This window comes from Streptomyces sp. GL_141, assembly GCF_057834385.1.
The window spans coordinates 8,511,716-8,537,259 of the sequence record NZ_CM174402.1; the positions used below are offsets into that span (position 1 = coordinate 8,511,716).

The 25,544-nt window shown below is 72.2% G+C and carries 22 protein-coding genes; 6 read left to right on the forward strand and 16 right to left on the reverse strand.

Going from position 1 to position 25,544, the window contains the following annotated elements; translation table 11 throughout:
• From AC3IX6_RS37810 to AC3IX6_RS37835, 6 genes are all read right to left on the reverse strand, one after another.
• On the reverse strand, positions 1–1,257 hold the full coding sequence (locus tag AC3IX6_RS37810; RefSeq protein ID WP_489367823.1) for a beta-ketoacyl-[acyl-carrier-protein] synthase family protein: 1,257 nt from the start codon (positions 1,255–1,257) through the stop codon (positions 1–3).
• Entirely contained in the window at positions 1,254–1,502 is a 249-nt protein-coding gene (locus AC3IX6_RS37815) for a phosphopantetheine-binding protein (RefSeq protein ID WP_489367824.1), read from the reverse strand. Before AC3IX6_RS37815 ends, AC3IX6_RS37810 begins: the two co-directional genes overlap by 4 nt.
• Before the next feature lie 264 nt (positions 1,503–1,766).
• Complete coding sequence (locus AC3IX6_RS37820) at positions 1,767–2,807, reverse strand: beta-ketoacyl-ACP synthase 3 (RefSeq protein ID WP_489371684.1); 1,041 nt, start codon at positions 2,805–2,807, stop codon at positions 1,767–1,769.
• A gap of 498 nt (positions 2,808–3,305) precedes the next feature.
• Positions 3,306–3,629, reverse strand: coding sequence for a putative quinol monooxygenase (locus tag AC3IX6_RS37825; protein WP_489367826.1), 324 nt, complete (start codon positions 3,627–3,629; stop codon positions 3,306–3,308).
• A gap of 31 nt (positions 3,630–3,660) precedes the next feature.
• Positions 3,661–4,701 carry a DUF7847 domain-containing protein gene (locus AC3IX6_RS37830; RefSeq protein WP_489367827.1) on the reverse strand — a complete coding sequence of 347 codons (1,041 nt, stop codon included), beginning with the start codon at positions 4,699–4,701 and terminating at the stop codon, positions 3,661–3,663.
• A gap of 139 nt (positions 4,702–4,840) precedes the next feature.
• A complete protein-coding gene (locus AC3IX6_RS37835; protein WP_489367828.1) occupies positions 4,841–5,569 on the reverse strand; it encodes a TetR-like C-terminal domain-containing protein in 729 nt (242 codons plus the stop codon).
• Positions 5,570–5,735: 166 nt separating this feature from the next.
• On the opposite strand from AC3IX6_RS37835, the gene AC3IX6_RS37840 reads away from it, so the two are divergent.
• Positions 5,736–7,190 carry a purine-cytosine permease family protein gene (locus tag AC3IX6_RS37840; RefSeq protein ID WP_489367830.1) on the forward strand — a complete coding sequence of 485 codons (1,455 nt, stop codon included), beginning with the start codon at positions 5,736–5,738 and terminating at the stop codon, positions 7,188–7,190.
• Between the two features lie 31 nt (positions 7,191–7,221).
• On the opposite strand, the gene AC3IX6_RS37845 is transcribed toward AC3IX6_RS37840, so the two are convergent.
• From AC3IX6_RS37845 to AC3IX6_RS37860, 4 genes are all read right to left on the reverse strand, one after another.
• A complete protein-coding gene (locus AC3IX6_RS37845; RefSeq protein WP_489367831.1) occupies positions 7,222–8,658 on the reverse strand; it encodes a GH1 family beta-glucosidase in 1,437 nt (478 codons plus the stop codon).
• Positions 8,659–8,691: 33 nt separating this feature from the next.
• Complete coding sequence (locus tag AC3IX6_RS37850; RefSeq protein ID WP_489367832.1) at positions 8,692–9,633, reverse strand: carbohydrate ABC transporter permease; 942 nt, start codon at positions 9,631–9,633, stop codon at positions 8,692–8,694.
• A 4-nt stretch (positions 9,634–9,637) separates the two neighbouring features.
• Positions 9,638–10,600, reverse strand: coding sequence for a carbohydrate ABC transporter permease (locus AC3IX6_RS37855; protein ID WP_489367834.1), 963 nt, complete (start codon positions 10,598–10,600; stop codon positions 9,638–9,640).
• A gap of 150 nt (positions 10,601–10,750) precedes the next feature.
• Positions 10,751–12,118, reverse strand: coding sequence for an ABC transporter substrate-binding protein (locus tag AC3IX6_RS37860; RefSeq protein ID WP_489367835.1), 1,368 nt, complete (start codon positions 12,116–12,118; stop codon positions 10,751–10,753).
• 449 nt (positions 12,119–12,567) lie between these two features.
• On the opposite strand from AC3IX6_RS37860, the gene AC3IX6_RS37865 reads away from it, so the two are divergent.
• Complete coding sequence (locus AC3IX6_RS37865; RefSeq protein ID WP_489367836.1) at positions 12,568–13,620, forward strand: LacI family DNA-binding transcriptional regulator; 1,053 nt, start codon at positions 12,568–12,570, stop codon at positions 13,618–13,620.
• A gap of 166 nt (positions 13,621–13,786) precedes the next feature.
• Here the strand turns inward: AC3IX6_RS37865 and AC3IX6_RS37870 are convergent, their stop codons facing one another.
• The 3 genes from AC3IX6_RS37870 to AC3IX6_RS37880 all read right to left on the reverse strand — a co-directional run bounded on the left by AC3IX6_RS37870 (position 13,787) and on the right by AC3IX6_RS37880 (position 18,348).
• Positions 13,787–15,583 (reverse strand): glycoside hydrolase family 6 protein, encoded by a 1,797-nt coding sequence (locus AC3IX6_RS37870; protein WP_489367837.1) that lies wholly within the window; start codon positions 15,581–15,583, stop codon positions 13,787–13,789.
• 16 nt (positions 15,584–15,599) lie between these two features.
• Positions 15,600–17,141 carry a cellulase family glycosylhydrolase gene (locus AC3IX6_RS37875; protein WP_489367838.1) on the reverse strand — a complete coding sequence of 514 codons (1,542 nt, stop codon included), beginning with the start codon at positions 17,139–17,141 and terminating at the stop codon, positions 15,600–15,602.
• 298 nt (positions 17,142–17,439) lie between these two features.
• Entirely contained in the window at positions 17,440–18,348 is a 909-nt protein-coding gene (locus tag AC3IX6_RS37880) for a LysR family transcriptional regulator (protein WP_489367839.1), read from the reverse strand.
• A 117-nt stretch (positions 18,349–18,465) separates the two neighbouring features.
• Here AC3IX6_RS37880 and AC3IX6_RS37885 point away from each other — a divergent pair, with 117 nt between their 5' ends.
• Positions 18,466–19,212 carry an SDR family NAD(P)-dependent oxidoreductase gene (locus AC3IX6_RS37885; protein ID WP_489367840.1) on the forward strand — a complete coding sequence of 249 codons (747 nt, stop codon included), beginning with the start codon at positions 18,466–18,468 and terminating at the stop codon, positions 19,210–19,212.
• A gap of 128 nt (positions 19,213–19,340) precedes the next feature.
• Positions 19,341–19,553: a tautomerase family protein gene (locus AC3IX6_RS37890; RefSeq protein WP_489367842.1), complete on the forward strand. Its 213-nt coding sequence runs from the start codon at positions 19,341–19,343 to the stop codon at positions 19,551–19,553.
• Between the two features lie 80 nt (positions 19,554–19,633).
• Here the strand turns inward: AC3IX6_RS37890 and AC3IX6_RS37895 are convergent, their stop codons facing one another.
• Complete coding sequence (locus tag AC3IX6_RS37895; RefSeq protein WP_489367843.1) at positions 19,634–20,284, reverse strand: helix-turn-helix transcriptional regulator; 651 nt, start codon at positions 20,282–20,284, stop codon at positions 19,634–19,636.
• A 108-nt stretch (positions 20,285–20,392) separates the two neighbouring features.
• On the opposite strand from AC3IX6_RS37895, the gene AC3IX6_RS37900 reads away from it, so the two are divergent.
• Positions 20,393–20,917 (forward strand): GNAT family N-acetyltransferase, encoded by a 525-nt coding sequence (locus AC3IX6_RS37900; RefSeq protein WP_489367844.1) that lies wholly within the window; start codon positions 20,393–20,395, stop codon positions 20,915–20,917.
• A gap of 4 nt (positions 20,918–20,921) precedes the next feature.
• Here the strand turns inward: AC3IX6_RS37900 and AC3IX6_RS37905 are convergent, their stop codons facing one another.
• The gene (locus AC3IX6_RS37905) at positions 20,922–22,292 is read right to left on the reverse strand and encodes a helix-turn-helix domain-containing protein (RefSeq protein ID WP_489367845.1); all 1,371 of its coding nucleotides are present in this window, start codon (positions 22,290–22,292) and stop codon (positions 20,922–20,924) included.
• A 139-nt stretch (positions 22,293–22,431) separates the two neighbouring features.
• Here AC3IX6_RS37905 and AC3IX6_RS37910 point away from each other — a divergent pair, with 139 nt between their 5' ends.
• Positions 22,432–23,793 (forward strand): M64 family metallopeptidase, encoded by a 1,362-nt coding sequence (locus AC3IX6_RS37910; RefSeq protein ID WP_489367846.1) that lies wholly within the window; start codon positions 22,432–22,434, stop codon positions 23,791–23,793.
• 119 nt (positions 23,794–23,912) lie between these two features.
• Here AC3IX6_RS37910 and AC3IX6_RS37915 read toward each other — a convergent pair whose 3' ends face one another.
• Entirely contained in the window at positions 23,913–25,469 is a 1,557-nt protein-coding gene (locus AC3IX6_RS37915; RefSeq protein ID WP_489367847.1) for a DUF1349 domain-containing protein, read from the reverse strand.
• Between the last annotated feature and the right edge of the window lie 75 nt (positions 25,470–25,544).

Below are 25,544 nucleotides of genomic sequence, written 5' to 3' on the forward strand. Positions count from 1 at the left end.
TCAGGGAGCGGTGAGGAGGAGCACCACGTTGTGCCCGCCGAAGCCGAAGGAGTGACTGACGGCGGCGGTGACCCGCTGCTCGCGCACCGTGCCGGTCACGCAGTCGATGTCGTAGGGGGAGCCGGACGCGCAACCGGAGCCGCCCGCGGCCAGGTTGGCGATCGGCGGCACCTTGGAGTCCCGGATGGCGAGCGCGGTGAGCGCGGCCTCCACGGCGCCGGCGGCGCCGAGGGTGTGGCCGAGCACCCCCTTGGGGGCGGTCACGCTGGGGCCGTGCGGCAGGACGCGTGCGATGAGCTCGGCCTCGGTGCGGTCGTTGAGGGGGGTGGAGGTTCCGTGGGCGTTGACGTGGTCGACGTCGGCCGGGGACAGCCCGGCCTCGGAGAGCGCCGCCCGCAGGGCCGCCTCCGCGTACTCCCCGCCGGGGGACGGCGCCGTCGGATGGTGCGCGTCCGAGGTGAGGCCGGCTCCGGCGAGGTGCGCGTATCCGCGCCGCCCGCGGGCCGCCGCGTCCGCCGGCCGCTCCAGTACGAGCACTGCGGCCCCCTCGGCGATGACGAAACCGTCCCGGTCCGCCGCGAACGGCCTGGAGGCCAGGGCCGGCCGGTCCACCCACCCGGACAGGGCGCCCATCCGGGCGAACCCGGTGGTGACCACCGGGGTCACGGCGGCCTCCGAGCCGCCTGCGATCGCGATGTCGCAGGCGCCGGAGAGCAGCAGGTCCCGGGCGACGGCCAGGGCGGTGGCCCCTGAGGAACAGGCCGTCTCGGTGGCCAGGGAGGGGCCGTGGGCGCCGAGGTCCGCCGACACCTCGCCGGCGGCCATGTTGGGGATGAGCATCGGGACGAGGGAAGGCGAGACCAGGTCGGGTCCCCCCTGGTGGTGGCGCAGGGTCTGGGTCTCCAGATGGGCGGCCCCGGCCAGTCCCGAGCCGATCACCACGGCGACGCGCGCCCCGTCCCAGGAGGCGGGATCGAGTCCCGCGTCGGCCACGGCCTCGCGGGCGGCCAGGACCGCGAGCTGCGTGAAACGGCCCATCCGCCAGGCCTTGCGGCCGCCGATGCGTCCCTGTTCGGGGGTCATGGCGGGGATCCGGCAGGAGAAGTCGACCGGGCAGCCCTTCAGCTCGGGATCGGTGTCCGCGGCCGAGCGGCCCCGGAGCACTCCGGCCCAGGTGTCCTCGCGGCCGATCCCGGCCGGGGTGATCAGCCCCAGGCCGGTGACGGCGACGGCGCGCGGGTGCGGGGAGCCCGTCACAGGGCGTCCCGCTCGGTCCGCTTCGAGTGGAGCACGGCCACGAGCTCGCCGATGGTGGTGCGCTTGGCGGCCTCGTGCTCCTCGACCTTCACACCGAGCTCCTCCTGGAGGGCGAGGGCCAGTTCGGCGAGGGCGAGCGAGTCCAGGTCGAGGCTTTCCAGGGTGGCGTCTGGCACGACGCTCTCGAGGGAGACCTCGAACTTCTCGGTGAGCACGGTGGTGAGGACGGTCTGGACGGGGGGCATGGCGTGGTGTCCTTCCGGGACGGGTGGCGATCGGTGAGCGGGCAGGGTGAAGCGGACAGGGGGAGGTGGGCAGGCGGGAAGCAGCCAGGGGACAAGCGGCAAGGGGACAAGCGGCAAGGAGGAGGCGGCCAGGCGGCAGCAGGGAGCCGGTGCCGGGTAGCAGAGGAGGGATCGGCACTCACGGCCGGGAAGTCGGTCCCCGGGCCCGGGCCTCGGGGGCGAGGGACCGGTGTTCTTCAGGGAGCTGCCCTCAGGGAGCTGCCCTCAAGGCGCCGGTTCGATTCCGGGCACCGCACGGTCGAGCCGCGGCCAGAGCACGGCCGCCGACCCCCAGGTGAGCCCGGCACCGAAGGTGGTGAGCAACACCCTTTCCCCGGCGTGCAGTTCACCGCGCGAGGCGGCGTCGGCCAGGGCGAGCGGGATGGACGCGGCGCCGGTGTTGCCGACCCGCTCGATATTGGTCACCTGGCGCGGACCGGGGACGGGAAGCCGCTCCCCGACGGCCTTCACGATGCGGGCGTTGGCCTGGTGGGCGCAGAACCGGTCCACGTCCTCGGGCGACCAGCCCGCATGCTTCAGTACGGTCTGCGAGGACTGGGTCATCCGGGTCACCGCGTGCTGGAACACCTCGCGCCCCTGCATGCGGAAGTGCCGGTCGTCGGGGCCGTACGCGTCCGGGGCCGACCGCTCCCGGGCCCCGCCGCCCCGCACCTCGATCAGGTCGTCGCCCGAGCCGTCGCTGCCGAGGTCGAAGGCCAGGATGCTCCCCGGCTCCCCGGAGCGGCCCCGGCGCAGGACGACGGCACCCGCGCCGTCGCCGAAGACGATGCCGGCCGAGCGGTCCTCGGGGTCCAGGAGGGTCGAGTACAGATCGGCCGCCACGAGCAGGACCCGGTCCGCGCAGCCGGACAGCAGGGCGCCGGCGGCGGTGGCGAGTCCGTACAGGAAGCCGCTGCACGCGGCGTTCACGTCCCAGGCCGCGGCGCCGCCCAGACCCAGACGGGTGGCCAGCTGTGGGGCCATGGCCGGCATGGGCCGGTCCGGGGTGGAGGTGGCCACGAGCACGGTGTCCACCGGAGCGCCGCCCGCCACGGCCAGGGCGCGGCGCCCGGCTTCGAGGGCGAGCTCGCCGGTCGAGACGCCGGGGTCGGCCCGGCGCCGCTCGCGGATCCCGGTGCGGCGGTGCACCCAGGCGTCGTCTACGCCCCAGGCCGAGGGGAGTGCCGCGTTGGCGACCACCCGGGGCGGAACGTATCCGGCGATGCCCTCCAGCACCGCCGCGGGCGGGGTGGACCGGGTGGCCATCGATGTCAACTGGTCTTCTGAGCAAGGCAAGAGGGAGGTCACGCACGTCTCTCAGGAGGGATCTCGGGGGAGCGGCACGACTGTAGGGCGGGTCAAGATCACGGCGGGCGCGGAGGCGAAGGGGAACGGATGTGCTGGAGGCCCGGTCCGGCTTCATCTCCGCAGCTCAGAGGCATGAAGGAAGAAACGTTACGGCCGATGGTCCATCGGGGTATCGCCCCAAAGGCTGAACCGGGTACGGCTGTCCAGGCGTCCTGCTGACGTCGGGTGGCGTCGCTCCCGGTCCATCAACCGCTTTCGCGGGCCGAGGGCAACGGTGGCGGCGGGGTTCCGCTGTTGAACGTGTTGCACGCGCACGCGCCCCTCCCCGGCCCGCTCCGAGGCACGCGACCACGGGGAGTGGCCGGGAGCGACCGGGGAAACGGCGGGGAGGGAACACGAGGGGCCGGGAGGGAACGGGCCTGAGGAGGCGTCAAGGGGCAGACGCACCCGCGGCCGTCAGTCGACCTGGAGCTCGCCCATCCGGCTCCAGCCGGTCGCGCCCTCGATGGTGGTGCTGACGATCTCCGGCGTCCGGGTCACCAGGGGCCGCATGGTCTCCAGGGCCGCGCGGAAGTGCGTGGAGGTGACGTGCGCTTCCGCGGCGTCGTCCCGGAAGGCCTCGACCAGGACGTAGGTGTCCGGCTCTTCCAGGCTGCGGGACCACTCGAACCACAGGTTGCCCGGCTCGGCGCGGGTGGCCTGCGTGAACTCCGCGACCAGCTCGGGCCACTGCGCGACGTACTCGGACTTGACGGGGAATTTGACCACAATAAAGATCATTCGAGCATTGTAGGCGTGAGCCTCCCAGGCCCTACGGTGCCGTCGCCGGTGCCGCCGTCGGTGCCGGGAAGGCCGTGGCGGTGAGTGCCGCCGCGAGGTCCTCCTTGCGCATCCGCTGGTCGACGTAGATCAGGGCGATGACCAGTTGCGGGAAGCTGAACTGGAACAGTGCGCTGATGACACCGCCGAGCAGCATGGCCGCCGCGTAGATCACGAATCCGACGATCAGGGTGCTGGGCTCCGGTACGGGATCGCCCGCCGCCGGCAGGGTCGGGAAGAGTCCGAACATGCCCACGAAGCCGAACGGCATCTGGATCGCGTACCCCACGGCCGTCGCCACGACATACCCGAGCAGCGAGATGCCGAACACCCGCCACCAGCCGTCGCGGACCAGGTGCGAAGAGCGCCGCAGGGCCGCGACGGGGCCGAGTCCTTCGCACACCGCCGCGGCGGGCGCGAGGCTGAACCGGGCCATGAGCCAGACCGAGAAGGGCACGCACAGGAGCGAGCCCAGCAGGAGCAGGCCGAAGGCGGCCGGCAGGCCGGAGCCGTCCGGATCCGTGGACATGATGATCAACGGGAGGCCGATCCCGTACAGCAAGAGCGCCGGCCCGCCCGCGACCAGCGCGATGAGCAGTACGGCGGCGAGCACCGACGGCAGCCGCGAGCAGCTGCGGCGCCACAGTGAGCCGAAGGTCACGGTGCGGCCGAGCACCGCCTCCTGGATCAGCGCGGGGCACAGGGCGCTGAACATCGCGGCGCCCAACGTCATCACGACGAGCAGCACCACGCCCGCCGGTACGAACGACAGGAAGAAGGCCGCCACGTCCGAGCCCGCGGGGTCTTCCCCCGGAGCGAGATCGAAGACGGCGGAGAACCGGTCGTAGGCCACCGCGAAGGTGACGGCGAGGGTGGCGGCCACGAGCAGGATCCCGATGCCCTGGACGACGGCCATCGCGCCGATCAGGGGCTTCCAGTACCGCCGGAAGGTCCCGAAGGCCCCGCTCAGCACCTCGCCCGTATCGAGCGGGCGCAGCGGTATGACCCCCGGTTGCGGGGCGGGAGGTGGCATCCAGCCACCTCCCCACTGCGGCGGTACGGGCTGGCCCGGGTGGTGACCCCATCCAGTGTGGTGCGACATCGGTGTTCCCCCTCGAATGAAGGGATACGGTAACCCGCCCGCGAAAGCCCTGGCCAAGGCCCCCCGGTCCTCAGGAGGCGTCCCCGTCCAGGGGGACCACGAGCCCGATGCTTTCGGCCGCCACGGCGACGGCGTAGTCGAAGAACGCGGCCTCGTCCCGGACGCTGTCGTGGGTGCGACTGAAGACCTGGAACACCAGGAGGCCGATCAGGCTGCTCCACAGCACGATCCCGCGCTCGATGACGTCCGAGAACGGAGCCGGGGGCAAGCCGCCGAAGGCCTCCACCGCGGCCGGCAGCAGCAGAGGCGGCCCGGGCACCGTCCGCCGGGGCGGGGTGAGTTCGCCGCCCTCCAGGGCCGCGCCCACGATGCGGGCGAGGACGCCGGGCGTGCGCGAGGCGGGCAGGACGGTGTCCTGCGGGGCGTGGTAGCCGGGTACGGGCGATCCGTAGATCAGCGTGAACTCGGCGGGGTGGTCGAAGGACCACTGCCGCAGCGCACGCGTGACCGCGAGCAGCCGGGCACCCGCCGGTGCGCCGACGCCGGCGGCGGCCTCGTCCGCCTGCTCCATGGCGGCGCCGGACGCGTCGTAGGCATCGATGACCAGCGCGGTCAGCAGGTCGTCCCGGTGCGGGAAGAGGGCCTGCACCTCGCCGGTGGCGCGACCGCAGTCCCGCGCGACCGACTCCGGGGACAGCCCTCCGCCGCCCAGCTTCACGAGGTGCACCCGCGCGGTGTCCTTGACCAGTTCTGACAGGATCGCGTCGTCAAATGTCGAATTCGTTGCGCAATCATCCATGCCGAAACCGTACCCGTCGGCGCCAACTGCCGTGCGTGCGGCCTCCGCAGGCCCCGGACCGAGGCCCTGCCCCGCTGCGGCGCCCGAGTGCGCTGATGTCGTCGTACGCCGTCCCTCCCGGGTGCGTGAAGATCGCAGGTGGGTACGACCGCAGACGGAGGGCTCCATGGCATCCAGGGACACGGGCACTGGTCCGGGCACCGGTCCGGGCACGAGTACGGGCACGGATACGGACCGGCCCGGCCGGATCGAGGCCCACGGCATCGACCACGTTCCCGACCGGGAACGCCACGGCCGGGCCCGTGAGCTGTTCCCCGTCTGGGCCGCGGCGAACGTGAACTACCTGAGCATGGTGGTCGGCGGCGCGCTGGTCCTCATGGGCCTGAGCCTCGGGCAGGCGATCGCGGTCATCGTGCTGGGCAGCCTGTTCTGGGCGCCGATCGGCCTGCTCGCCGTCTCGGGCCCGGCCTCGGGCACGCCGAGCGAGGTGATCGCCCGCGCGATGTACGGCATCCGTGGCAACCGGGTGAACATCGCCGTCAACGGCTGGCTGCTCTGCATCTGCTACATCGCCCTCAACCTGGCCGCCGCCGCGGTCGCCGCCTTCGTCCTCGTGGAGAAGGCGGGCATCGCCACCGACAGCGGTGTCAAGGTCGCCGTCGTGGTGGTCATCGCCGCCCTCACCCTGGCCATCGGCGTCTACGGACACGCCACCATGGTGAAGCTCTACCCCCCGATCGCCATCGCCCTCACGGTCACGTTCGCCGTCGTCGCCGTCTTCGTGTGCACCCGCGCCGACCTCGGCCACCAGCCCGCGGAACCACTGACCGGCGGCGCCCTGTGGGCCGCCCTCGCGGCCGGCCTCACGCTCATCGCCTCGGGCCCGCTCTCCTACACCAACAGCGCGGACTTCTCCCGCTACCTGCCGCGAACCACCTCCCCGATGGCCGTCGCGGGCTGGACCGCGCTCGGCGGATTCCTGCCCGGCGTCCTGCTCACCTCGCTCGGCGCCCTCGCCGCGACCGTCGTGGACATGGCCGAACCGCAGGCCGGACTGGAGGTCATCCTGCCCTCCTGGTTCTCACCCGTGTTCCTGTTGGCGATCGTGCTCGGCACGATCGCCAACAACGCCATGACCGCCTACAGCTCCGGCCTCGCCCTCCAGGCCGCCGGCGTCCGCGTCCGCCGCTCCGTCGGAGTCCTGGTCGACGGAGCGCTCGGGGTCGCGGTGACCCTGTACGCGCTCCTCGTCTCCGACTTCCTCGACACGGTCGGCAACCTCCTCCAGCTGACCGTCGTCGTGCTCGGTCCCAGCACGGCCGTCTACGCCACCGACATCCTGCTGCGCGGCTGCCGCTACGACGGCCCCGCACTCACCGACGAAACCCCGGGCAGCCCCTTCTGGTACACCGGGGGCGTCAACTGGGCGGGCGCGCTGGCCCTGACGGCGGGCATCGCGGCAGCAGCCCTCTGCGTGGACACCCTGTACACGGGCCCCGTCGCCCGGGCCCTGGGCGGCCTGGACCTCTCCCTGCCCGCCGGCATCGTCGTGGCGGCCGCCGTCTACTGGCTCCTCGTGCACCGGTCCCTACGGGGCCCGGCCGCCGCGCCGCCGGCCTGACCCGGGGACCCGCGGCGGGGACGAGCACCCCCTACGACGGGGCGTGCAGCTCCCCGCTCCGCGCCACGCGGGCGTACCAGCGCGCACTCGATTTGGGCGTGCGCTCCAGGGTCTCGTAGTCCACGTGGACCGCACCGAACCGCTTGGCGTACCCGTACGACCACTCGAAGTTGTCGAGCAGCGACCAGAGGAAATAGCCGCGCACGTCCACCCCGTCGGCGATCGCCCGGTGCACGGCGTCGAGGTGGGCGTGGATGTAGGCGGTGCGGAGGGGGTCGTGCACCGTGCCGTCCGGACCGACCTCGTCCTCGTACGCCGCGCCGTTCTCGCTGACCACGAGCGGCAGCCCGGGGTACCGGGCGGCGGTCCGCGTCAGCAGTGCGTACAGGGCGCTCGCGTCGACCGGCCAGCCCATCGCCGTACGCTCGCCCGGCGCCCGGTGGAACGCCACGCCCTCCGCGCCGGGCCACGGCGAGTGCTCGCTGTTGCCGTGCCCGTCGTCCTGCGGCACTCCCTCGCCCTCCGCCGCCCGCGAGACGACCGTCGGGGTGTAGTAGTTCACGGCGAGCAGGTCCAGGGGCTGGTGCACCGCCGCGGTGTCACCGTCCCGTACGAAGGACCAGTCGGTCAGGTGCGCGGTGTCCGCGAACAGGTCCTCGGGGTAGGCGCCCTCCAGCATCGGGCCCAGCCAGATCCGGTTCCCCACGGCGTCGATGCGCCGGGCCGCCTCCCGGTCCGCGGCCGACGGGGTCAGGGGGCGCACCTCGTGGAGGTTGAGGGAGACCGCGACCTGACCGTCACGGGGCAGCGCCGCCCGCAGGGCCCGGACGGCGAGCCCGTGACCGAGGTTCAGGTGGTGGGCCGCGCGCAGGGCGGCGACCGGGTCGGTCCGGCCCGGGGCGTGCACGCCGGAGGCGTAGCCGAGGAACGCGCTGCACCAGGGCTCGTTGAGGGTGATCCAGTGCTTCACCCGGTCTCCGAGGGCGTCGGCGACGAGGCCCGCGTACTCGGCGAAGCGCTCGGCCGTCGCGCGCTCGGGCCAGCCGCCCGCGTCCTCCAGCTCCTGGGGGAGGTCCCAGTGGTAGAGGGTGAGGGCGGGGGTGACACCGGCGGCGAGCAGCTCGTCCACCAGCCTGCGGTAGAAATCGAGGCCCTTCTGTACGGCCGGCCCCCGGCCGGTCGGCTGGACGCGCGACCAGGAGACGGAGAACCGGTAGGCGCCCAGGCCCAGTTCGGACATCAGCCGGACGTCCTCGGGGAAGCGGTGGTAGTGGTCCACGGCCACGTCTCCGGTATGGCCTTCGAAGACCTTGCCCGGGGTGTGCGAGAAGGTGTCCCAGATGGACGGGGTCCGGCCGTCCTCACGGGCGGCGCCCTCGATCTGGTAGGCGGCGGTGGCCGTGCCCCACAGGAAGCCGGGTGGGAAGGTGCGGGTGGCGGTGAGCGGCCGGGTCTCGGACGCGGTCATAGGGGAGGGCTCCCAACGCTGGTTCGGATGAGGTCAGTTCTTGACGGCGCCGGCGGTGATGCCGCCCACGATGTGCTTGCCGAGCACGGCGAAGACCAGCAGCAGCGGCAGCGTGGAGATGAGCGCGCCGGTCAGCACCACGGCCTGGTCGACCGTGTGGTCTCCCGCGCCGAGTCCGGCCAGGGCGACCTGGAGGGTCGGGTTCCCGTCCGGGGTCAGCGCGATGAACGGCCAGAAGAAGTCGTTCCAGGCCTGGACGAAGACGAGCATGCCGAGGACCGCCATCGCGGGCCGGGCCACCGGGAACACCACGTGCCAGATGATGCGCAGGCTGTGCGCGCCGTCCATCCTGGCCGCCTCCACCAGCTCCACCGGCAGTGCCTCGATGAGGTACTGGCGCATGAAGAACACGCCGAAGGCGGCGACCAGCGAGGGCAGGACGACCGACTGGAGCTGATCGACCCAGCCGAGATCCGTGATGATCTGGTAGAGCGGGATCACGCTGAGCTGCGGCGGGATCGTCATGGTCGCCACCACCAGACCCAGCAGGGCACCCCGTCCCTTGAAGGGCAGTTTGGCGAAGGCGAAGCCGGCCAGGGTGGAGAACAGGACGGTGGACAGGGCCACGAGCCCGGCCACGACGGTCGTGTTGACCAGCGCCTCGCCCATGTCGACCTGGTTCCAGGCGAAGGCGAGGTTGTCGAAGAGCCGGGGGCCGGGCAGCAGCGGGGCCGGGGCCTCGACCACGCGCTCGCCCGTGTGGGAGGCGGCCACGAGGTTCCAGTACAGCGGGAAGAGGGAGACGAGGGCCGCCAGGCCGAGGAGGACGTACGTCAGCGGTCCCGCATGGTGCTGACGGCCCGCCGACTGGCGCAGCAGCCTGCGGCGCGGCGCCGCCGTGGTGGGCGCGGCCGCGGCCACCGGCGTACGCGCGGACGTGGACGCGGATGCGGGCGTATCGAGAGTGCGGGCCATGAGCTCAGCTCCCCGGCTTCTTGCGCTTGTGGTGCGAGCGGGTGATCAGCGTCTGGACGCCGCCGATGAGCAGGAGGAGCAGCAGCATGACCCACGCGATGGCGGAGGCCTGGCCCAGCGCGCCGGTCACCCAGCCCTTCTCGTACATGAGCAGGCTCAGCGTCTGGAACTGGTTTCCGCTGCCCCCGCTGATGCCGACGCTGCCCCCGAAGAGCATCGGCTCTCCGAAGAGCTGGGTGGCGCCGATGGTGGAGACGATGACCGTGAAGAGGATCGTCGGCCGGATGGAGGGGATGGTGACGCTGAGGAACTGCCGCAGGCGCGAAGCCCCGTCCAGCGCGGCGGCCTCGTAGAGGTCCTGCGGTACGGCCTGCATCGCCGCCAGGTAGATGAGGGCGTTGTAGCCCGTCCAGCGCCAGGTCACGATCGCCGAGATCGCGATCTGCGCGGGCCACTTCGAGGACTCCCAGGCGACCGGATCGAAGCCCACCCAGCCGAGCACCGTGTTGATCAGGCCGTAGTCGGTGTTGAAGAGCTGGGCGAAGACGAGCGTCGCCGCCGCGATCGAGGTGGCGTACGGGGCGAGGACCGCGACGCGGAAGAAACCCCGGGCGCGGAGCCGGTAGTTGAGCAGGTGCGCGAGGCCGAGGGCCATCAGCAGCTGGGGAACGGTGGAGATCACGCCGATGGTGAAGGTGTTGCCGAGCGCGTTCCAGAAGAACTCGCTGGTCGCCAGGGAACCGTAGTTCTCCAGCCCCTTCCACTGCGCGCTGCCGCCGAGTTCGACGCGGTGGAGCGAGAGCCAGCCCGTGTAGATCAGGGGGAAGAGCCCGAAGGCCGCGAAGGTGAGGAAGAAGGGGGCGACGAAGACGTAGGGGACCGCCTTCAGGTCCAGGCGGTAGAGCGTGCTGCGCAGGCCGGTGGGCGGCGGGGAGCCGCCACTCGTCGCCCGTACGGAGGTGGCCACGGGGGCGTCCTTCCGGGTCGGTGCGTACGGAGATGCGTACGGGAGGGGTGCCTCAGGAAGGGACCGTGCGCACGGGCGGGTGCGCACGGGGGGTGCGGGCGGCGGCGGCCCGCCGCGCGCGGGCGGCGACGGGCCGCGCGCGGCCTCCCGCTACTGATCGATCTTGTCCTCGACCAGCTTCCTGACGTTCTCCCAGGCCTTCGCCGGGTCGGTGCCGCGCTGCTCGATGTCGAGGATGCCGTTGTCCGTGAGGAAGGTCTTCACCTGGCCGTCCCAGCGGCTGATCGGGGCGGGCGTGATGCCGGCCGCGGCCTCCGAGTAGATCTTGCCGACCGGGGTCTCGCCGAAGTACGGCAGCTTGGCGTCCTGGACGGCCGCCGAGGTGAGCGTGTCCTTGGTGGAGGGGATGTTGCCGTTCACGCCGAAGACCTTGGCGTGCTGCGCCGGTGCCGTGAGCCAGGCGGCGAGCTCGGCCGCCTCCTTGACGTGCTTGCCCGACTTCGGCACGGCGAGGAAGGAGCCGCCCCAGTTGCCGGCCACGGGCGGCGCGGCGATGTCCCACTTCCCCTGGTTCTCCGGGCCCGCCTGGTCCTTGATGATGCCCGTCATCCAGCTGGGGCAGGCGACGGTGGCGAACTTCGCGTTCTTGAAGGCCGCGTTCCAGCTGCCCTTCTCGTCGAACTGGCGCAGTTTGCCCGTCAGTTCGCCCTTCGCCGCCGCCACGGCGGTGTCCCACGCCTTCTTCACGCCCGGGCTGTTCTCGTAGTCCAGCTCGCCCTTGGCGTCGGCGTACTGCACGGGCTGGCTGGAGATCACCGCGTTGAACAGTCCGCTGGCGGAGTCGTGGAAGGAGGTCCCGGCCGGGGCGCTCTTCTTGTACGTCTCGCCGGTCTGGATGAACTTGTCCCAGTCGCCCGCCCAGAGCCCCGCGACCTCGGTGCGTTCGGTCGGGAGCTTGGCCTGGGCGAAGAGGTCCTTGTTGTAGCAGATGGCCATCGGGCCGATGTCCGTGCCGAGTCCGATGACCTTGCCGTCGGCCGTGGTGGCCTGCTTGACCTTCCAGTCGAGGAACGCGCCGAGGTCCGCGCCGCCCGTCGTGCCGAGGTCGGTCCACTTGTCCGCCATGGCGGAACCGGTCGCCTCGGCGATGTAGCCCACCTCCAGGGCCTGGATGTCCGCGAGGCCGCTGTCGCGGGAGAGGCGCAGCTTGAGCGTGTCCCAGTACTTCTGCCCGTCGGCGACGTTCGACTCTTCGATCTTGATGTTCGGGTGGGCCTTCTCGTACTCGGCGTAGAGCTTGGCCCCGGTGGCGTTGTCGTAGCCGAAGGAGCCGAAGGTTCCGATCCGCAGCGTGATCTGCTCGTCGCCGGCCGCGCCGCCGCCCTTGCCGCCGTCGCCGTCGCTGCCGCAGCCGGTGAGCAGGGCCGTGCCGGTCGCCACGACGGCGAGTGCGGTCACCGCGTTGAGTGCGGTGCGGCGTCCACGCCCGCGTCCGTGTCTGCTGCTGGAAGTGCGCATTCCACTCTCCTCGTCCAAGGTGGTGCTCGTTGTGCGCCAGGGGGTCCGGTGGGCTGTTCGCGGCTCGGCGAGGGCCCGGCCCGGACCTGATGTGAAGGTCGTTCTCGCATCCCGGAGTGGGAGCGCTCCCACGTCGTTGCCGGAAGGTTGCTGCTTGGCGGGTGCGGGTGTCAAGACGTGAACGCGAATTCGTGACGTGGTGGCGTTTGGTGCGCCCCGATCCCCGCTTCCCCGTGCACCCTTGCCGGGTTCCGCATGCGGACGTGGCGGCGCGGTGGGATCATGAGTAATGTGGGAGCGCTCCCATTTGAGCTTCCCGTGCGCCGGATCGGCGTAACGTGTTCCGCGTGAGATGGGGGCGGGGATCCGCTTCTTACCTGATCAGCCGCGCTCCGGCCCGGCACGCACCGGCCCGGCGCGCGAGGGCGCACGAGGGGAGTTCGAGCATCGTGAGCGGACGGCAGAACGGCAGACCCACCCTGGAAGAGGTCGCGGCCCTGGCCGGAGTCGGCCGGGGCACGGTCTCCCGGGTGATCAACGGCTCGCCGCGGGTGAGCGAGCAGGCCAAGGACGCCGTCGCCCGCGCCGTGGCCGAGCTGGGGTACGTACCCAATCAGGCGGCCAGGGCCCTGGCCGGGAGCCGGACCGACGCGGTCGCCCTCGTCATCCCGGAGACCGAGGCCAGGCTGTTCTCGGAGCCGTACTTCCTCGACCTGATCCGCGGGGTCAGCGCCGAACTGGCCGAAGCCGACAAACAGTTGCTGCTCACTTTGGTCCGGACCGAGGCCGAGCGCCGCCGGTTCGAGGACTACCTGGCCGCCCAGCGGGTCGACGGCGTCCTGCTGGCCTCCGTCCACGGCGACGACCCGCTGCCGGACCGGATCGCCAAGCTGGGCCTGCCCGTCGTCATGAACGGGCGGCGCTCCGAGGCCGAACCCGTCGCCTACGTGGACTCCGACAACATCGGCGCGGGACGGGCGGCCGTCGCCCACCTGGTCGGGCGGGGCCGGAGCCGGATCGCGACCATCAGCGGGCCGCTGGACATGTACGTGGCCCGCGCGCGCCTGGGCGGCTACCGCGCGGGGCTCGCCGAGGCCGGGATCCTGCCCGACGAGTCGCTGGTGGCGACCGCCGACTTCACCGAGGAGGGCGGCCGGCTGGCGATGCGCGAGCTCCTGGAGCGCGCCCCCGGCCTGGACGCGGTCTTCGCCGCCTCCGATGTGATGGCGGCCGGCGCGCGCGGGGTGCTCCGCGAGGCCGGACGGCGGATCCCCGAGGACGTGGCCCTGGTGGGGGTCGACGACTCCGCGGTGGCCCGCCTGATGGATCCGCCCCTGACGAGCGTGCGCCAGCCGATCGAGGAGATGGGCCGCACGATGACCCGGCTGCTGCTCCAGAAGATCGCGGAAGGGGCCGGGGCCGGCTCCGTGTCGCCGGAGGGGAAGGGCGAGGAGCCGCGCAGGGTCCTGCCGACGGAACTGGTCGTGCGGGACTCTTCCTGAGGCCGGATCCTTAGAGGCCGGTTCCCCCTCCGACGCCGATCCCCCTCCGAGGCCGATCCTCCTGAGCGTGCCGCGGCCGGAGCCGTACGGAAACCGCTGGTCTCCGTACGGCTCCGGCCCATGAGCGGGGCGGGGTGGGCGGGCCGGTCGGTTCACCGGCGGTGCGTCACAGCGCCGGGTGGGCGTTCTTCACGAGCTCCTGGAACTGTGCCGAGAACCATTGGCCCGACAGCGGCGCGTCCGGGAGGGACCCCGACATGCTGTTGCCGTTGCGCGCGTTGCCCGTGTACGTCGGGTCGCACATCCGGTCGAAGCCCTTGCCCTCGTTGTTCGGGATCTCCTTGCTCGCCCCGTCCGACTCGCCCGGCGGCTTGATCCACACGTAGGCGTCGATGCCCGCCGCCGGGGCGGCCTGCGGCCGCTCGCCGAGGCCGGCGCCCGACTGGTTGCACCAGTTGCCGAGGTGGATGCGCCGGTCGTAGCGACCGCCGTTGACGTAGGTGTCCACGCTCGTCAGCGCACCGGGTCCGGTCGGTCGCGCCGTACCGCCCCAGCCGTTGCGGGAGGTGTCGATCAGCATGCCGAGGTTCGCGTCGAAGCCGAGGGAGACCAGCTTGGTCCGCATGGCCTGGGCGTACGAGAGCTCGTCCGTGTACCGGTTCCAGTCGACCCACTTCGACTGGCGTACGGAGGTGCCGTTGACGGAGTCCTCGATCTTGAAGTGATCCTCCTTCAGGGCGCTGTAGTTGGCCGTGTTCACGATGAAGCCGTGGACCTTGGAGAGCGTGGAGCCCTCGGCGGTCGCCGCCTGCTTGAACATGTCCGCGGAGGAGCCGAAGTTGTCGTCCCAGCCGAGCCAGCCGTGGTGGCCCGCGTCCACGTAGTTGTAGACGTTGGCGATCGAGCCCAGCTTGTTCAGTGCGTAGCCGACGCCCTTGACGTAGTTGCCGTTGGCCTTCATCACGTCGCAGTTGGCCGTGGCCGTCGGGCGCCCGGTCACGTTGGTCACCAGGTTCGGCAGCGAGTCGATCTCGACGGTGGTGACGATCCGCAGCCCCGCGTACTTGGCGTCGGCGAGGATGGCCGCGATCGGGTCGATGTAGGTGGTCTTGTACTTGTCGATCTCGGTCGGTCCCAGCTCGCCGTTGGAGGCGAGCGCGGCGCAGTCCCGTCCGGGCAGGTTGTAGATCACCAGCTGGACGACGAGCTCGCCGCTGCCCTTCTGTGCCAGCGCCGCGTCCAGGTGGGCGCGCAGACCCATCGAGCGGCTGGTACCCGCGATGGCGGCGGTGCGGTCCAGCCAGACGCCGGTGGGCTGGTTCGACACCTTGGTGCCGCCCGGCTCGGCGGCGGCCTTGGCGGACCACTCGGGGTTCACGTACACCTTGGCACCGGCGTACGGGTTGTCGGCCTTGCCGCCCGACGGCGGCGGGGTGGTCGGCGGTGTCGTGGGCGGGGTGGTGGGCGGTGTCGTCGGGGGAGTGGTCGGCGGCTGGGTCGGGTCGGTCGCGCCGTTGCAGGTGACTCCGTTGAGCTTGAACGTCGCGGGCACGGAGTTGGTGCCGCCGTGCGCGCCGTTGAAGCCGAAGGAGGTCGAACCGCCCGTGGCCAGATTCCCGTTGTACGAGAGGCTCTTGGCGGTCACGGCCGCCCCGGACTGGCTGATCGCGGCGTTCCAGCCCTGGGTGACCTGCTGGCCGTTCGCGTAGGACCACTCCAGGGTCCAGGAGGCGACCGGGTCACCGGTGTTGGTGACGATCACGTTCGCGCCGAACCCGGTGTTCCACTGGTTCGTGATCTGGTACTCGACCTTGCAGCCCGCGGTGGCGGCGCCGGCGGAGGTGCCGAACACGGTGGCGGTGGCGCCGGCGGCGGTGACGAGACCGAGGGCCGCCAACAGGGCGGTGCGCCTGGTCGTACGGGACGTGGTGCGGGGAGTCGTGCCGAGTGCTGTGCGGCTCATTTTGGTGGAATGCCTTTCAGTTCAGGGCGCGCAGGTGGTCGCGCAGCCCGGTGCCGAATGCGGTGGGGGTTCCGTCGTACGCGGTGATCAGGGCCGGACCGGAGTTGCAGTTCCAGGTGTTCCAGGTCCAGCCGAGGTACGAGAGGGAGCGGTCGTCGAACCACTTCATGACGCGGTCGATGAACGCGTGCGCGCAGGTGTTCTCCCCGATCTCGCCCGCCACGAGGGGGACCCGGGCGGCGACCGGGGCGAGAGTGGAGTCCCAACATGCTTCGCTGGCACAGGAGTTGAAGTTGTAGACGTGCCAGGCCGCGGCCAGATTGCCCGTCGGATCGGTGGGGGAGTGGCTGAGCCACTGGCTCAGGTCGTTGGAGTAGGCGATGCCGGGGACGAGTACGAGATTGCGGGCGCCGGTCGCGCGGACGGCGTCCACCAGGTCCTGCATGCCGGCGACCTCGTAGCCGATGCCCGGACACGTGCCGCCGTCGCGCCAGCAGGTCCATGCCTGGGCGGCGGTGGGGGTGGCCCGGTCCGGATAGGGCTCGTTGAACAGGTCGAAGACGACCCGCCGGTCGTTCTTGAAGGTGTTCGCCACCGAGGTCCAGAACGCCGGGCTGTACCGGGCGTCCGGCATCGGCTTCTGGCAGGAGGCGTGGACGTCGGCGCACCCCGAGGAATTGCCCGTGTACTGGCCGTACGTCCAGTGCAGTTCGACGACCGGGGTCATGCCGTGCGCGAGGACCCGGTCGACCAGCCCCTTGACGGCGTCGGCGTAGTGCGCGCCGCGGTACTCGGGCTTGATGCTGTCGAGGCCGAGCCAGCACTCCTCGTTGAGGGGGATGCGGACGGTGTTGGCCTTCCAGTCGGCGATGGCGCGCACCGAGGCGTCGTCGACGGGGCCGTCGAAGATGCCGTGGCCCTGGACGCACATGAACTCGCCCCCGGAGCGGTTGACGCCGAGGAGACGTCGGGTGGCACCGTTCCGATCGGTGAGGCGGTTGCCGGTGACGCTCAACTCGGGAGCACCGGAGGCCGGTTGGGTGGGCGTAGGTGTGGGTGTGGGTGTGGGTGTCGGGCCCGTGGGTGTTGGAGTGGGCGTGGGCGTCGGGGTGGGATTCGGGGTGGGTCCGGGCCCGGAGCCGGGGGTGCAGGCGGCTCCGTTGAGCGTGAACGCACTGGGCGCCGTGTTGGCGTCCGACCAGGAGGCGATGAAGCCGGTCGTCACGCTCGCGCCGGTGCCGAGCGCGGCGTTCCAGCTCTCGTTCACGGCGGTGACGGCCGGCCCGGTCTGGGACCACTTGGCGCCCCAGCCCTGACCGATGGCCTGACCGGCCGGGAAGCCGAAGCCGAGGCTCCAGCCGTTCAGCGCGGCGCTGTTGTTGGTGACGGTGACCGCACCCTGGAATCCGCCGGCCCATTGGCCGACGACCGAGTACGTCACCGTGCACGAGGGCGAGGCCGCGGCTCCTGCGGCCGTACCCGTGACGGCGAGCGCACAGCTCACCATCGCGAGCGCTGCCGTCGTGAGCAGCGCGGACGTGCGTGGGGGGTGTCGCATGAGCGAGTCCTTGCAGCGAGGGCGCGCTGGTGACGGCGCGCCGACTGACGGATTCGCTCCCACTGGTTGGGGCCAGACCGTAGCGGCAACTGGCGTCAAGCAACAGAGGAGTTGAGGAAATTCATGGGGGAGGGGCTTCGACTCTTCACGGACCTTGACGGCGCTGAGTCCCGTCTGCACAGTGGGAGCGCTCCCACTGGTTCAGGGCTTGTGCCCATCCTTCCTGTACGCCTTCATCCCCCAGTCGAGAGGAGACCCCTCCCCATGCCGATCCGGCGCCCGGGCCGGCCGATCCCCCTCAGTCCACGCGTGGAGCTTCGAGGCGGCCGACGAGTTCCTCGACGAACGCCTCCAGGTGGGGCGGGCGGGCGCCGGTCCGGGTGGCGACGAACCACGTGCGGGTCAACGGCTTCGCACCCATGCGGACCAGGGCCAGATCGTGCGAGGCCGCGTAGGGGGAAGCCACCCAGTTGGGCAGGACGGCCAGGCCCTGGCCGCCCGCCACCATCTCGATCACCAGGTCGGTCACCACCGGCATCGTGGTGATGCGGGCGGGCCGCGCCCCGGCGGGGATCGGCAGCGGCATCGACGGGATGCGCTTCTGGTCGTAGAAGTCGTAGAGGACCAGGTCCTTGCCGTCGAAGTCGCGGGCGGTCACGTGCGTGCGGGACGCCCACGGGTGCCCGGCGGGCACCACCGCCACCATCTCGTCCTCGAACAGCCGGGTCAGGGACACCCGGTCCATCTGCAAGTCCGGCTTGGTCACCAGGGCCACGTCGACCAGGTCGGCGAGCAGGGCCGGGATCGGGGCGTCGTCGGCGACGGTCTCGATCCGGACCTCGATGTCCGGTTCGCGCGCCCGGAAGGCGCGCAGGACCGGCGGCAGCCACGGGAAGGTGGTGCTGCACTGCGCGGCGAACCGCACGCGCCGGTCCCGCCCGTCGCGCAGCTCCCGCAGGTCGCGCGAGGCCGATTCCAGCTCGCCGAGGACGTGGCGGGCGGCGACCAGGAGCCGGCGGCCGGCGGCGTTCGGGATCAGGCGGCGGCCCTTGCGGTCGAAGAGCGGCATGCCGAGGCGCGCCTCCAGCCGGGTGAGCCGCTGGCTCAGTGCCGGCTGGCTGACGTAGAGGAGTTCGGCGGCGGCGGTCAGCGAGCCGGCCTCGGCCGTGGCCTCGAGGAGTTCCAGGTCGCGCAGGTCCACATCCATAACGCTGGATTATCACATGCTCCATATTCCGTCGTGGTGTTATGGATCGAGGGCTCCTAGGTTTCTGGTGTCGGCCACCGGAACTCCCGGCCGCCGCCCACGAAAGGGACACCTTCCATGAGCGTCACCCGCACCACCACGGCCCTCGTCACCGGCTCTTCCAGCGGGATGGGCCTCGACATCGCCCGTGCCTTCCTGGCGGCCGGCGCGAACGTGGTCCTCAACGGCCGCGACCCCGACCGTCTCGCCAAGGCCGCGGCCCTCCTCGGGCATCCGGAGCGCACCGCCTGCGTCGCGGGCAGCATCGCCGCCCGGGAGACCGGCGAGGCGCTCGTCCGCACGGCGCTGGAGCGCTTCGGGCGGATCGACGTCCTCGTCAACAACGCCGGAACCTTCGAGCCCAAGCCCTTCACCGACGTGACGGAGGACGAGCTCGACGGCTACCTGACGGGGAACCTCAAGGGCACCTACCTCACCACGCAGGCCGTCGTACGGGCCCTGCGCGCCCAGGGCCAGGGCGGCAGCATCGTCAACATCGGCACCGTGCTGGTGGACCACGCGCTGGCGGGCTTCCCGGCCACCGCGCCCGTGGTCAGCAAGGCCGGTGTGCACGCGCTGACGACGAGCCTCGCGGCGGAGCTCGCCGCCGACGGGATCAGCGTCAACCTGGTCGCTCCGGGCATCATCCGCACCCCCCTGCACGAGGCCGCGGACGTGGACTCCTATGGCGGTCTCGCCCTGCAGGACCGGGTCGGCGAGGTCGCCGAGATCTCCGACGCCGTGCTCTACCTCGCGGGCGCCGGGTTCGTGACCGGCCACGCCCTGCGGGTGGACGGCGGCCACGTCACCGGCCGTCGCATCTGACGCCCCTGTCCCCGTCCCCGTCCCTGCCCCAACCTTCACCAGAGCCGACCGGGCCCCGCGCCCAACCTTCACCCGAGCCGACCGGGCCCCCGCGCCCGACCGTCACCGCCAAGAGAAGAGGAACCCCCGTGCCGTACGTCAACGTCAAGATCACCCGCGAAGGCGCCACCGCGTCGCAGAAGGCCGAGATCATCGCAGGAGTCACCGACCTGCTGGTCAAGGTCCTCGACAAGGACCCGGCCACCACCTTCGTCCTCATCGAGGAAGTCGCCCTGGAGGACTGGGGCGTGGGCGGCGTCCCGACGGACGAGTACCGCCGCCGCAACCGCGCCGGCGTCTGAACCCCGCGCCTGGGGCATGAGCCCGAACCCCGCGGTGGGGCCTGTGGCCGGCCAGGGCCCCGTACCGCCGGCGATGCGGGTCAGGCCGGGCGCAGGTCCGCCGCGCACAGGTCCGGGCCGATGAAGGGCAGCAGCCTCACCGTGGTGCCGCTGGATTCCAGCAGGCCGTCCAGGACGCCTTGATGGACGGCGCACACGACCTCGGGCCGGGCCCGGGCCAGCTCCCGGTACGGGCACTCATGCAGCAGTACCCGACGGGTCCCGGGGTCGGGTCCCGCTCCGTCCCGGGGTGCGAAGCCCATCCGGGCGGCCGCGGCGAACACCCGCTCCGCCGCGGGCCCGCTCCCGGACAGCCGCCGCCCCCAGCCGAGGCCGGCCTCGCGGGAGGCGCCGGGGCCGCCTCCGACCGCCTCGGCCAGGGCCTGGGCGAGCTCCCGGTAGGGAGTGTCCGCCGGTTCCTCCTCCGGATCGGGCCGGGTGGCCGCGTACCGCAGCCGGGGACGGCCCCGGCCCGGCCCGGCCGAGGCGGTGGCCGCGACCAGGCCCGCTTCGTCCAAGGCGGCCAGATGGTGGCGGACGGTGGCGACCGAAAGCCCCGTGGCGGCGGCCAAGTCATCCACGCCGAGCAGGCCGTCCGCCTCCCGCAGCAGGGCCATCAGACGGCGCCGCGAGGGTACGGCCAGGGCGTGGTGGACGCGCTGGGCCTCCACATCGCGGGGCATTTCGGGCATGACCCAAATATAAACGATGCCCATGGGTTAAAAGGGGAGGAAGCTGCGGCCGGCCCGTGCGCAACCGCCCCCGCCGGGGCGGATTCCGCGGACTGTTATCGTCCGGTCATGCCCGAGCTGATCACGCCCACCCCCCGTCTGTACGCCTCCTGGCTCGCCGCGCAGGAGGAATGGGGGCCCGACGCCCACATGGACGGCGCCGGGCTCGGCTCCGACGACGACGTGGACAGCCCGGAGGGTTTCGCCGCCTGGACGGAGCGGCTGCGGACGTACGGGGACCGCACGGTGCCGCTCGAACCCGGACGCGTCCACGCCACCTACTGGTGGATCGCCGAGGGGGACGATTACCTCGGCGCCATCGACCTGCGGCACTACCTGAACGGATTCCTGCTCGACGCGGGAGGCCACATCGGCTACAGCGTGCGCCCCTCGGCCCGCCGCCGGGGACTGGCCACCTGGGCCCTGGGCGAGGTCAAGCACGAGGCCCGGCTGCTGGGGATCGACCGGGTGCTGCTCACCTGTGACCCCGGGAACCAGCCCTCGATCCGCACGATCGAGGGCAACGGCGGCGTGCTGGAGGACGTCCGCGAGACCCTGATCGGCCCCAAGCGGCGCTACTGGATCGACCTCTAGCCCGCTACCGCGCCGCCGGATGGTGTGGGTGAGGCGGATGGTGCGGGAGCGCCGGCGCCGCGGGTGCCGGGCCCAGGGTGGTCGTGCCCGGGGCCGCGCGGTGGCCCAGACCCGTGCGGTAGGCGTCCAGCGCCGCCTCGGTGCGGCCGGCCCGGCGCAGCAGATCGCCCAGGAGCCGGCACAGGTCCGCGAGGTCGCCCGTCGCCCCGCTGCGCTCCAGCAGCGCCAGGGCCTGCACGTAGTGCTCCTCGGCGGACTCGTGCGCGCCCCGCTCCTCCGCCATGAGGCCGAGGAGCCGGTGCGCCCCGCCCGCGTGGACCGCGCCGTGGCTGTCGCCGAGGGCCAGCAGCGCCGAGAGCAGCCCGGCGGCTTCCTCGTGCCGGCCGAGCCGGCGCAGTACGTCGGCCAGTTCGACCTCCACCTGCGCCGTGTACAGGGCCGCCCGCCCGGCCGAGAGCATGTCCCGGGCCGTGCGCAATTCCCGCTCGGCGGAGGGAAGGTCCCCGTTCTGGGCGTGTACGTAGCCGCGCATCCAGTGGCAGTGCGCCAGATCGGTCCGCAGCTGTAGCTGTCCGTAGATCGCCTGGGCCTTGGCCAGGGAGGCGTCGGCGTCGGCCACGCGTCCCTCCGTCAGGAAGGTCCGCGCGACCTGCCGGTGCATGCCCGCCACCAGGGCCGGGTCGGTGACCCGGGGGGCCAGCGCCAGGGCGAGTTCGGCGGCGTGGGCGGCGCGGGCGTGGGCGCCCATGTCGATGTACGGCCCGATGACGGCGGCGTAGAGCAGGACCAGCGCCTCCGGGTCGGCCAGCCCGCTCGCCCCCAGCTCGTCGATGGTGGATTCGAGCAGGTAGCAGGCGTAGCGCAGTTCCCCGGCGAGCAGGTGTGCCACGGCGCGGCCGCGGATCGGGCGGGCGCGGCGGGGGAGCGGCTCGTCGGCCAGGAGTCGTTCGGCCGCCTCGAAGTGACCGATGGCGGCGGGGAGTTCACCCGTCTCCAGGGCGCAGTCGCCGAGCCCGAGCAGTGCCCCGACCCGCTCGTCGGTGAGCCCGAGGTCCTCCGCTTCGGCGAGCAGCCGCCGGTAGTGGACGGCGGCCTCGCCCGCGGCGCCGGAGGCCAGGAGCTGCTGCGCGTCGGTGAGGGCCAGGCGCAGCTCGGTTGCCAGCCCGGCGGGGCGTCCGGTGGCCAGCTCCTCGTAGGAGGTGCCCAGCCGCCCGGCCAGGAAGCGCAGTGCGGCCTCCGAAGGGCGCACCTTGCCCGACTCCAGTGTGGAGACATAAGCCGGGGTATAGGCGGGCTCCGCCAACTTGCGTTGGGTCAGGCCGAGTTCGGTGCGCATGCGCTGAACCCTGCGGCCGATCTCGGCCGGTTCGTCCATGGGATCCCCCTGGTTGCTCGAACTGCCCAGTATTCAGGGGCGGCAGGGCATTGCGCACCCGTCGTGCGCCGCCTAATTTAAGCAACCGATTCACTGCACTTACATCTTTGCTTAACTCCCCTCGTCACAGGAGGACTTCATGCACCACGTCAGACGCCCGGCCGCCACCCGGGCGGTCCTGCGGGCAGCCGTCGCGGCGGCCTGCGCGACCGCCGCGCTGCTGGCCGCCGGACCCGTCCGCGCGGCCGATGCCCCGGTCGCGCCCCGGCTGGTGGTGGAGGTTCCGGGTCCGGAGCGCGGAGACGACGCCGGTTCGGGCCACGCCCGGGTGCCCGCACGGGCGGACCGTCCGGCCGGGACCGGCGCCCGGCTCTCCGAAGCGGAGCGGACGGCGGACGGCGAGGTGGTCAAGCTCGTCGACAACGGCCCCACCGCCGACCGGCTGGACGTGGTCGTCATCGGCGACGGCTACACGGCGGCCGAGCTGGCGAAGTTCCACACCGACGCCGAGGCGAAATGGGCCGAGGTGACGGCCGTGGAGCCGTACGCCACGTACCGCAACCTCTTCAACGTCTGGACGGTCGACGCCGTCTCCCGGGAGTCGGGCGTCACCGGCGACCCCGACCGGGCGGCCGTCCGCGACACGGCCCTCGGCGCGTACTTCTGGTGCGAGGAGATCGAGCGGCTCCTGTGCATAGACCAGCCCAAGGTGGACTCCTACGTGGCCAGGGCGCCCGAGGCCGACCTGGTCATCGTCCTGGCCAACAGCGCCAAGTACGGCGGCGCCGGCTACAACGAGCCCAGCGCCACCCTCGGCTACGAGGGCATCTCCACCGCCTCGGCGGACAACGCCAAGTCCGGGCAGGTCGCCATCCACGAGACGGGCCACTCGCTCGGCAAGCTCGCCGACGAGTACTTCTACCCCGGTGTCCCGGACTACGAGAAATACACCGGTCCCGAGCCCGCCGAGTCCAACTCCTCCAAGCTGTCCGCCGACCAGATGGCCGCCCGGCGGGCCAAGTGGCACCGCTGGCTGGGCGAGACCTCCCCCGACGGCGGCACCGTCGGCGCCTACGAGGGCGGCGGGTACTTCGTCACCGGGCTCCACCGCCCCACCGACAACTCGCTGATGCGGGTCCTGGGCAAACCCTTCAATCTGCCCGGCGTCGAGGCGATGATCGGCGGCTTCTACCAGCACGCCCGGACCGTCACCCCGCTCACCCCGACGGACCGCACCCTGCGGACCCGGCACACCGCGAAGGCGGCCGTACCCCGGCTCACCGGCAGTGACGGCCGCCAGCTCGCGGTGCGCTGGTACCTCGACGGCCGGGAGGTCAAGCGACTGGCGGGCCGGACCGACGTGACGGTCGCGGAGCTGCGGCTCCCCGACCTGCGCACCCACACCCTGTCGGTCACGGCCGAGGACCGGACCCCCTCGGTCCGCGACCCGGAGATCGCCCGCACGCTGCGTTCCACCGTCGACTGGAACGTCCGCCGCTAGGCAGCGGCAGGGGCGGCCGAGCGGCCGAGCGGCCGGGCGGCCGCGACGGGCGGTACGCACGACGGCGGCGCGGGAGCCCATCGCTCCCGCGCCGCCACCGTCACCCACCTCGACAGGCCCTACGCCGGCTCACCCACGGGTGCCCCGGCCGGGGCGTCGGCCCGCTCGCCGCTCCGCGGCAGGCGGCGCAGGGCCACGGCCAGCGCGGCCGCCGCGTACGCGCACAGCACCGCGACCCCGGCCCACCAGGGCAGCGGGAAGTACCCGGCGGACGGTGCGTAGTGGGCGGTGACCTGCCGATACTCCACCAGCGTCTGCTGGACGGCGAAACCGGCCGCCGGAGTCACCCGGAGCAGCCACTGCGCGAGTCCGTCGCTCAGCAGGGGGACGGTGCTCACGGCGTACGGGACCACGACCGCCGAGACGGCGACGAGCACCGCGAGCCGGCGGCGCCGGAACACCGCGCCGAGGGCCAGGGCGAGCACGGCCGTGAGGGCGAGCACCGCGGAGACGCCGAGGACCACCCGCGCTCCGGTGAGTGCGGACAGCCCCACGACGGGAACCCCGTTGGACTTCAGGACCGCGATGCCGACCGGAACCACGATGCCCACGGAGAGCAGCCCGGTCACGAAGGTCACGGCTCCCACGACGACGGCCCTCGCCCCGAACACCGCACGGGTGAGCGGCGCGCCGCCGCCCGCCTCCCGGCTGCCCGATCCGCCGTCGGCGAACCGCACCGCCACCACGAGCACGATGAGCAGGGCGAGGCTCAGGCCGGTCAGCATCCCCTCCACGGGGCGGCCGCCCGTGGTGGCCACGGGCCCGATGTCACCGACGCCGGTGACGGTGATCGTGCCGTCCTTCTCCACCGCCCCGGACGCCTGGTGGTACTTCTCCCAGTCGGTGGTGTTCATCTCGCTGACCGTCCCGGGGCGCCAGTCACCGCCCGCGGCAGCGCCCTCCAGGCCGACGTGGTCGAAGGAACCGGAGGCCTGGGTGAAGCGCACCTGTTCCGTGACCCCGCCGAGGCCGACCGGACGCAGCGTCAGGTCGCCGGGGGAGGTGGCGAACATGCCGACCTGCGCGGTGTCGGGCAGCCCATCGACCTTCACCGCGGCCACCTTCACCCACCGCTCGCCGTCGGAGGACTCGTAGCCCGTGATGCTGTCGCCCGCCCGGGTCAGCCGCAGCCACACCGGCGCCTGCCGCGAGACGGAGCCGCCGTTGACGGAGCTCCCGGCGATGTCCTCGTCGTAGTCGTACTGCATCCGCACGCCGTGCTCGCCCGTGACCATCAGGGCCGCGTACGAGGAACCCTGGCGGACCCCGTCCTTGATGATGATCCCGGCCTTCGCCCACGGCACCAGGCCCGGGACGATCTGGTCGTGGTGGGGCGGCGGATAGGTGATGGTGCCCGTCATGGACGTCATCCGGACCGTGATGCTGCCCTCGCGCCCCAGATCCCGGTGCATGAAGGCGAACTGGTCGCTGACCGCGGTGCCGTCCGGACCCGTGGGGTCGGCCGGGCAGGTGCCGGCGCAGGAGGCGTGGTTGCCGAAGGCGTAGAGCAGGCCGAGGGCGAGGACCATCAGGGCCGCCGTGACCAGGGAGATCAGCCGGGCCGGACGCAGGAAGCGGGTCCACTCCTGCCGGAGGAGTTCGTTGTGTGTGAGCATGCTTCGGTTCTACGCAGCCGCCCGTAACGGGGTCCGAACCGTCGCTGTCATGACGCTGTTAGGTGCCGCGGGGCA

Excerpts from the sequence above, each read along its gene's own strand:
- AC3IX6_RS37815 (WP_489367824.1), bottom strand. The coding sequence starts at position 1,502 with ATGCCCCCCGTCCAGACCGTCCTCACCACCGTGCTCACCGAGAAGTTC.
- AC3IX6_RS37820 (WP_489371684.1), bottom strand. The coding sequence starts at position 2,807 with ATGGCCACCCGGTCCACCCCGCCCGCGGCGGTGCTGGAGGGCATCGCC.
- AC3IX6_RS37825 (WP_489367826.1), bottom strand. The coding sequence starts at position 3,629 with ATGATCTTTATTGTGGTCAAATTCCCCGTCAAGTCCGAGTACGTCGCG.
- AC3IX6_RS37830 (WP_489367827.1), bottom strand. The coding sequence starts at position 4,701 with ATGCCACCTCCCGCCCCGCAACCGGGGGTCATACCGCTGCGCCCGCTC.
- AC3IX6_RS37835 (WP_489367828.1), bottom strand. The coding sequence starts at position 5,569 with ATGGATGATTGCGCAACGAATTCGACATTTGACGACGCGATCCTGTCA.
- AC3IX6_RS37840 (WP_489367830.1), top strand. The coding sequence starts at position 5,736 with ATGGCATCCAGGGACACGGGCACTGGTCCGGGCACCGGTCCGGGCACG.
- AC3IX6_RS37845 (WP_489367831.1), bottom strand. The coding sequence starts at position 8,658 with ATGACCGCGTCCGAGACCCGGCCGCTCACCGCCACCCGCACCTTCCCA.
- AC3IX6_RS37850 (WP_489367832.1), bottom strand. The coding sequence starts at position 9,633 with ATGGCCCGCACTCTCGATACGCCCGCATCCGCGTCCACGTCCGCGCGT.
- AC3IX6_RS37860 (WP_489367835.1), bottom strand. The coding sequence starts at position 12,118 with ATGCGCACTTCCAGCAGCAGACACGGACGCGGGCGTGGACGCCGCACC.
- AC3IX6_RS37870 (WP_489367837.1), bottom strand. The coding sequence starts at position 15,583 with ATGAGCCGCACAGCACTCGGCACGACTCCCCGCACCACGTCCCGTACG.
- AC3IX6_RS37875 (WP_489367838.1), bottom strand. The coding sequence starts at position 17,141 with ATGCGACACCCCCCACGCACGTCCGCGCTGCTCACGACGGCAGCGCTC.
- AC3IX6_RS37880 (WP_489367839.1), bottom strand. The coding sequence starts at position 18,348 with ATGGATGTGGACCTGCGCGACCTGGAACTCCTCGAGGCCACGGCCGAG.
- AC3IX6_RS37885 (WP_489367840.1), top strand. The coding sequence starts at position 18,466 with ATGAGCGTCACCCGCACCACCACGGCCCTCGTCACCGGCTCTTCCAGC.
- AC3IX6_RS37895 (WP_489367843.1), bottom strand. The coding sequence starts at position 20,284 with ATGCCCGAAATGCCCCGCGATGTGGAGGCCCAGCGCGTCCACCACGCC.
- AC3IX6_RS37900 (WP_489367844.1), top strand. The coding sequence starts at position 20,393 with ATGCCCGAGCTGATCACGCCCACCCCCCGTCTGTACGCCTCCTGGCTC.
- AC3IX6_RS37905 (WP_489367845.1), bottom strand. The coding sequence starts at position 22,292 with ATGGACGAACCGGCCGAGATCGGCCGCAGGGTTCAGCGCATGCGCACC.
- AC3IX6_RS37910 (WP_489367846.1), top strand. The coding sequence starts at position 22,432 with ATGCACCACGTCAGACGCCCGGCCGCCACCCGGGCGGTCCTGCGGGCA.
- AC3IX6_RS37915 (WP_489367847.1), bottom strand. The coding sequence starts at position 25,469 with ATGCTCACACACAACGAACTCCTCCGGCAGGAGTGGACCCGCTTCCTG.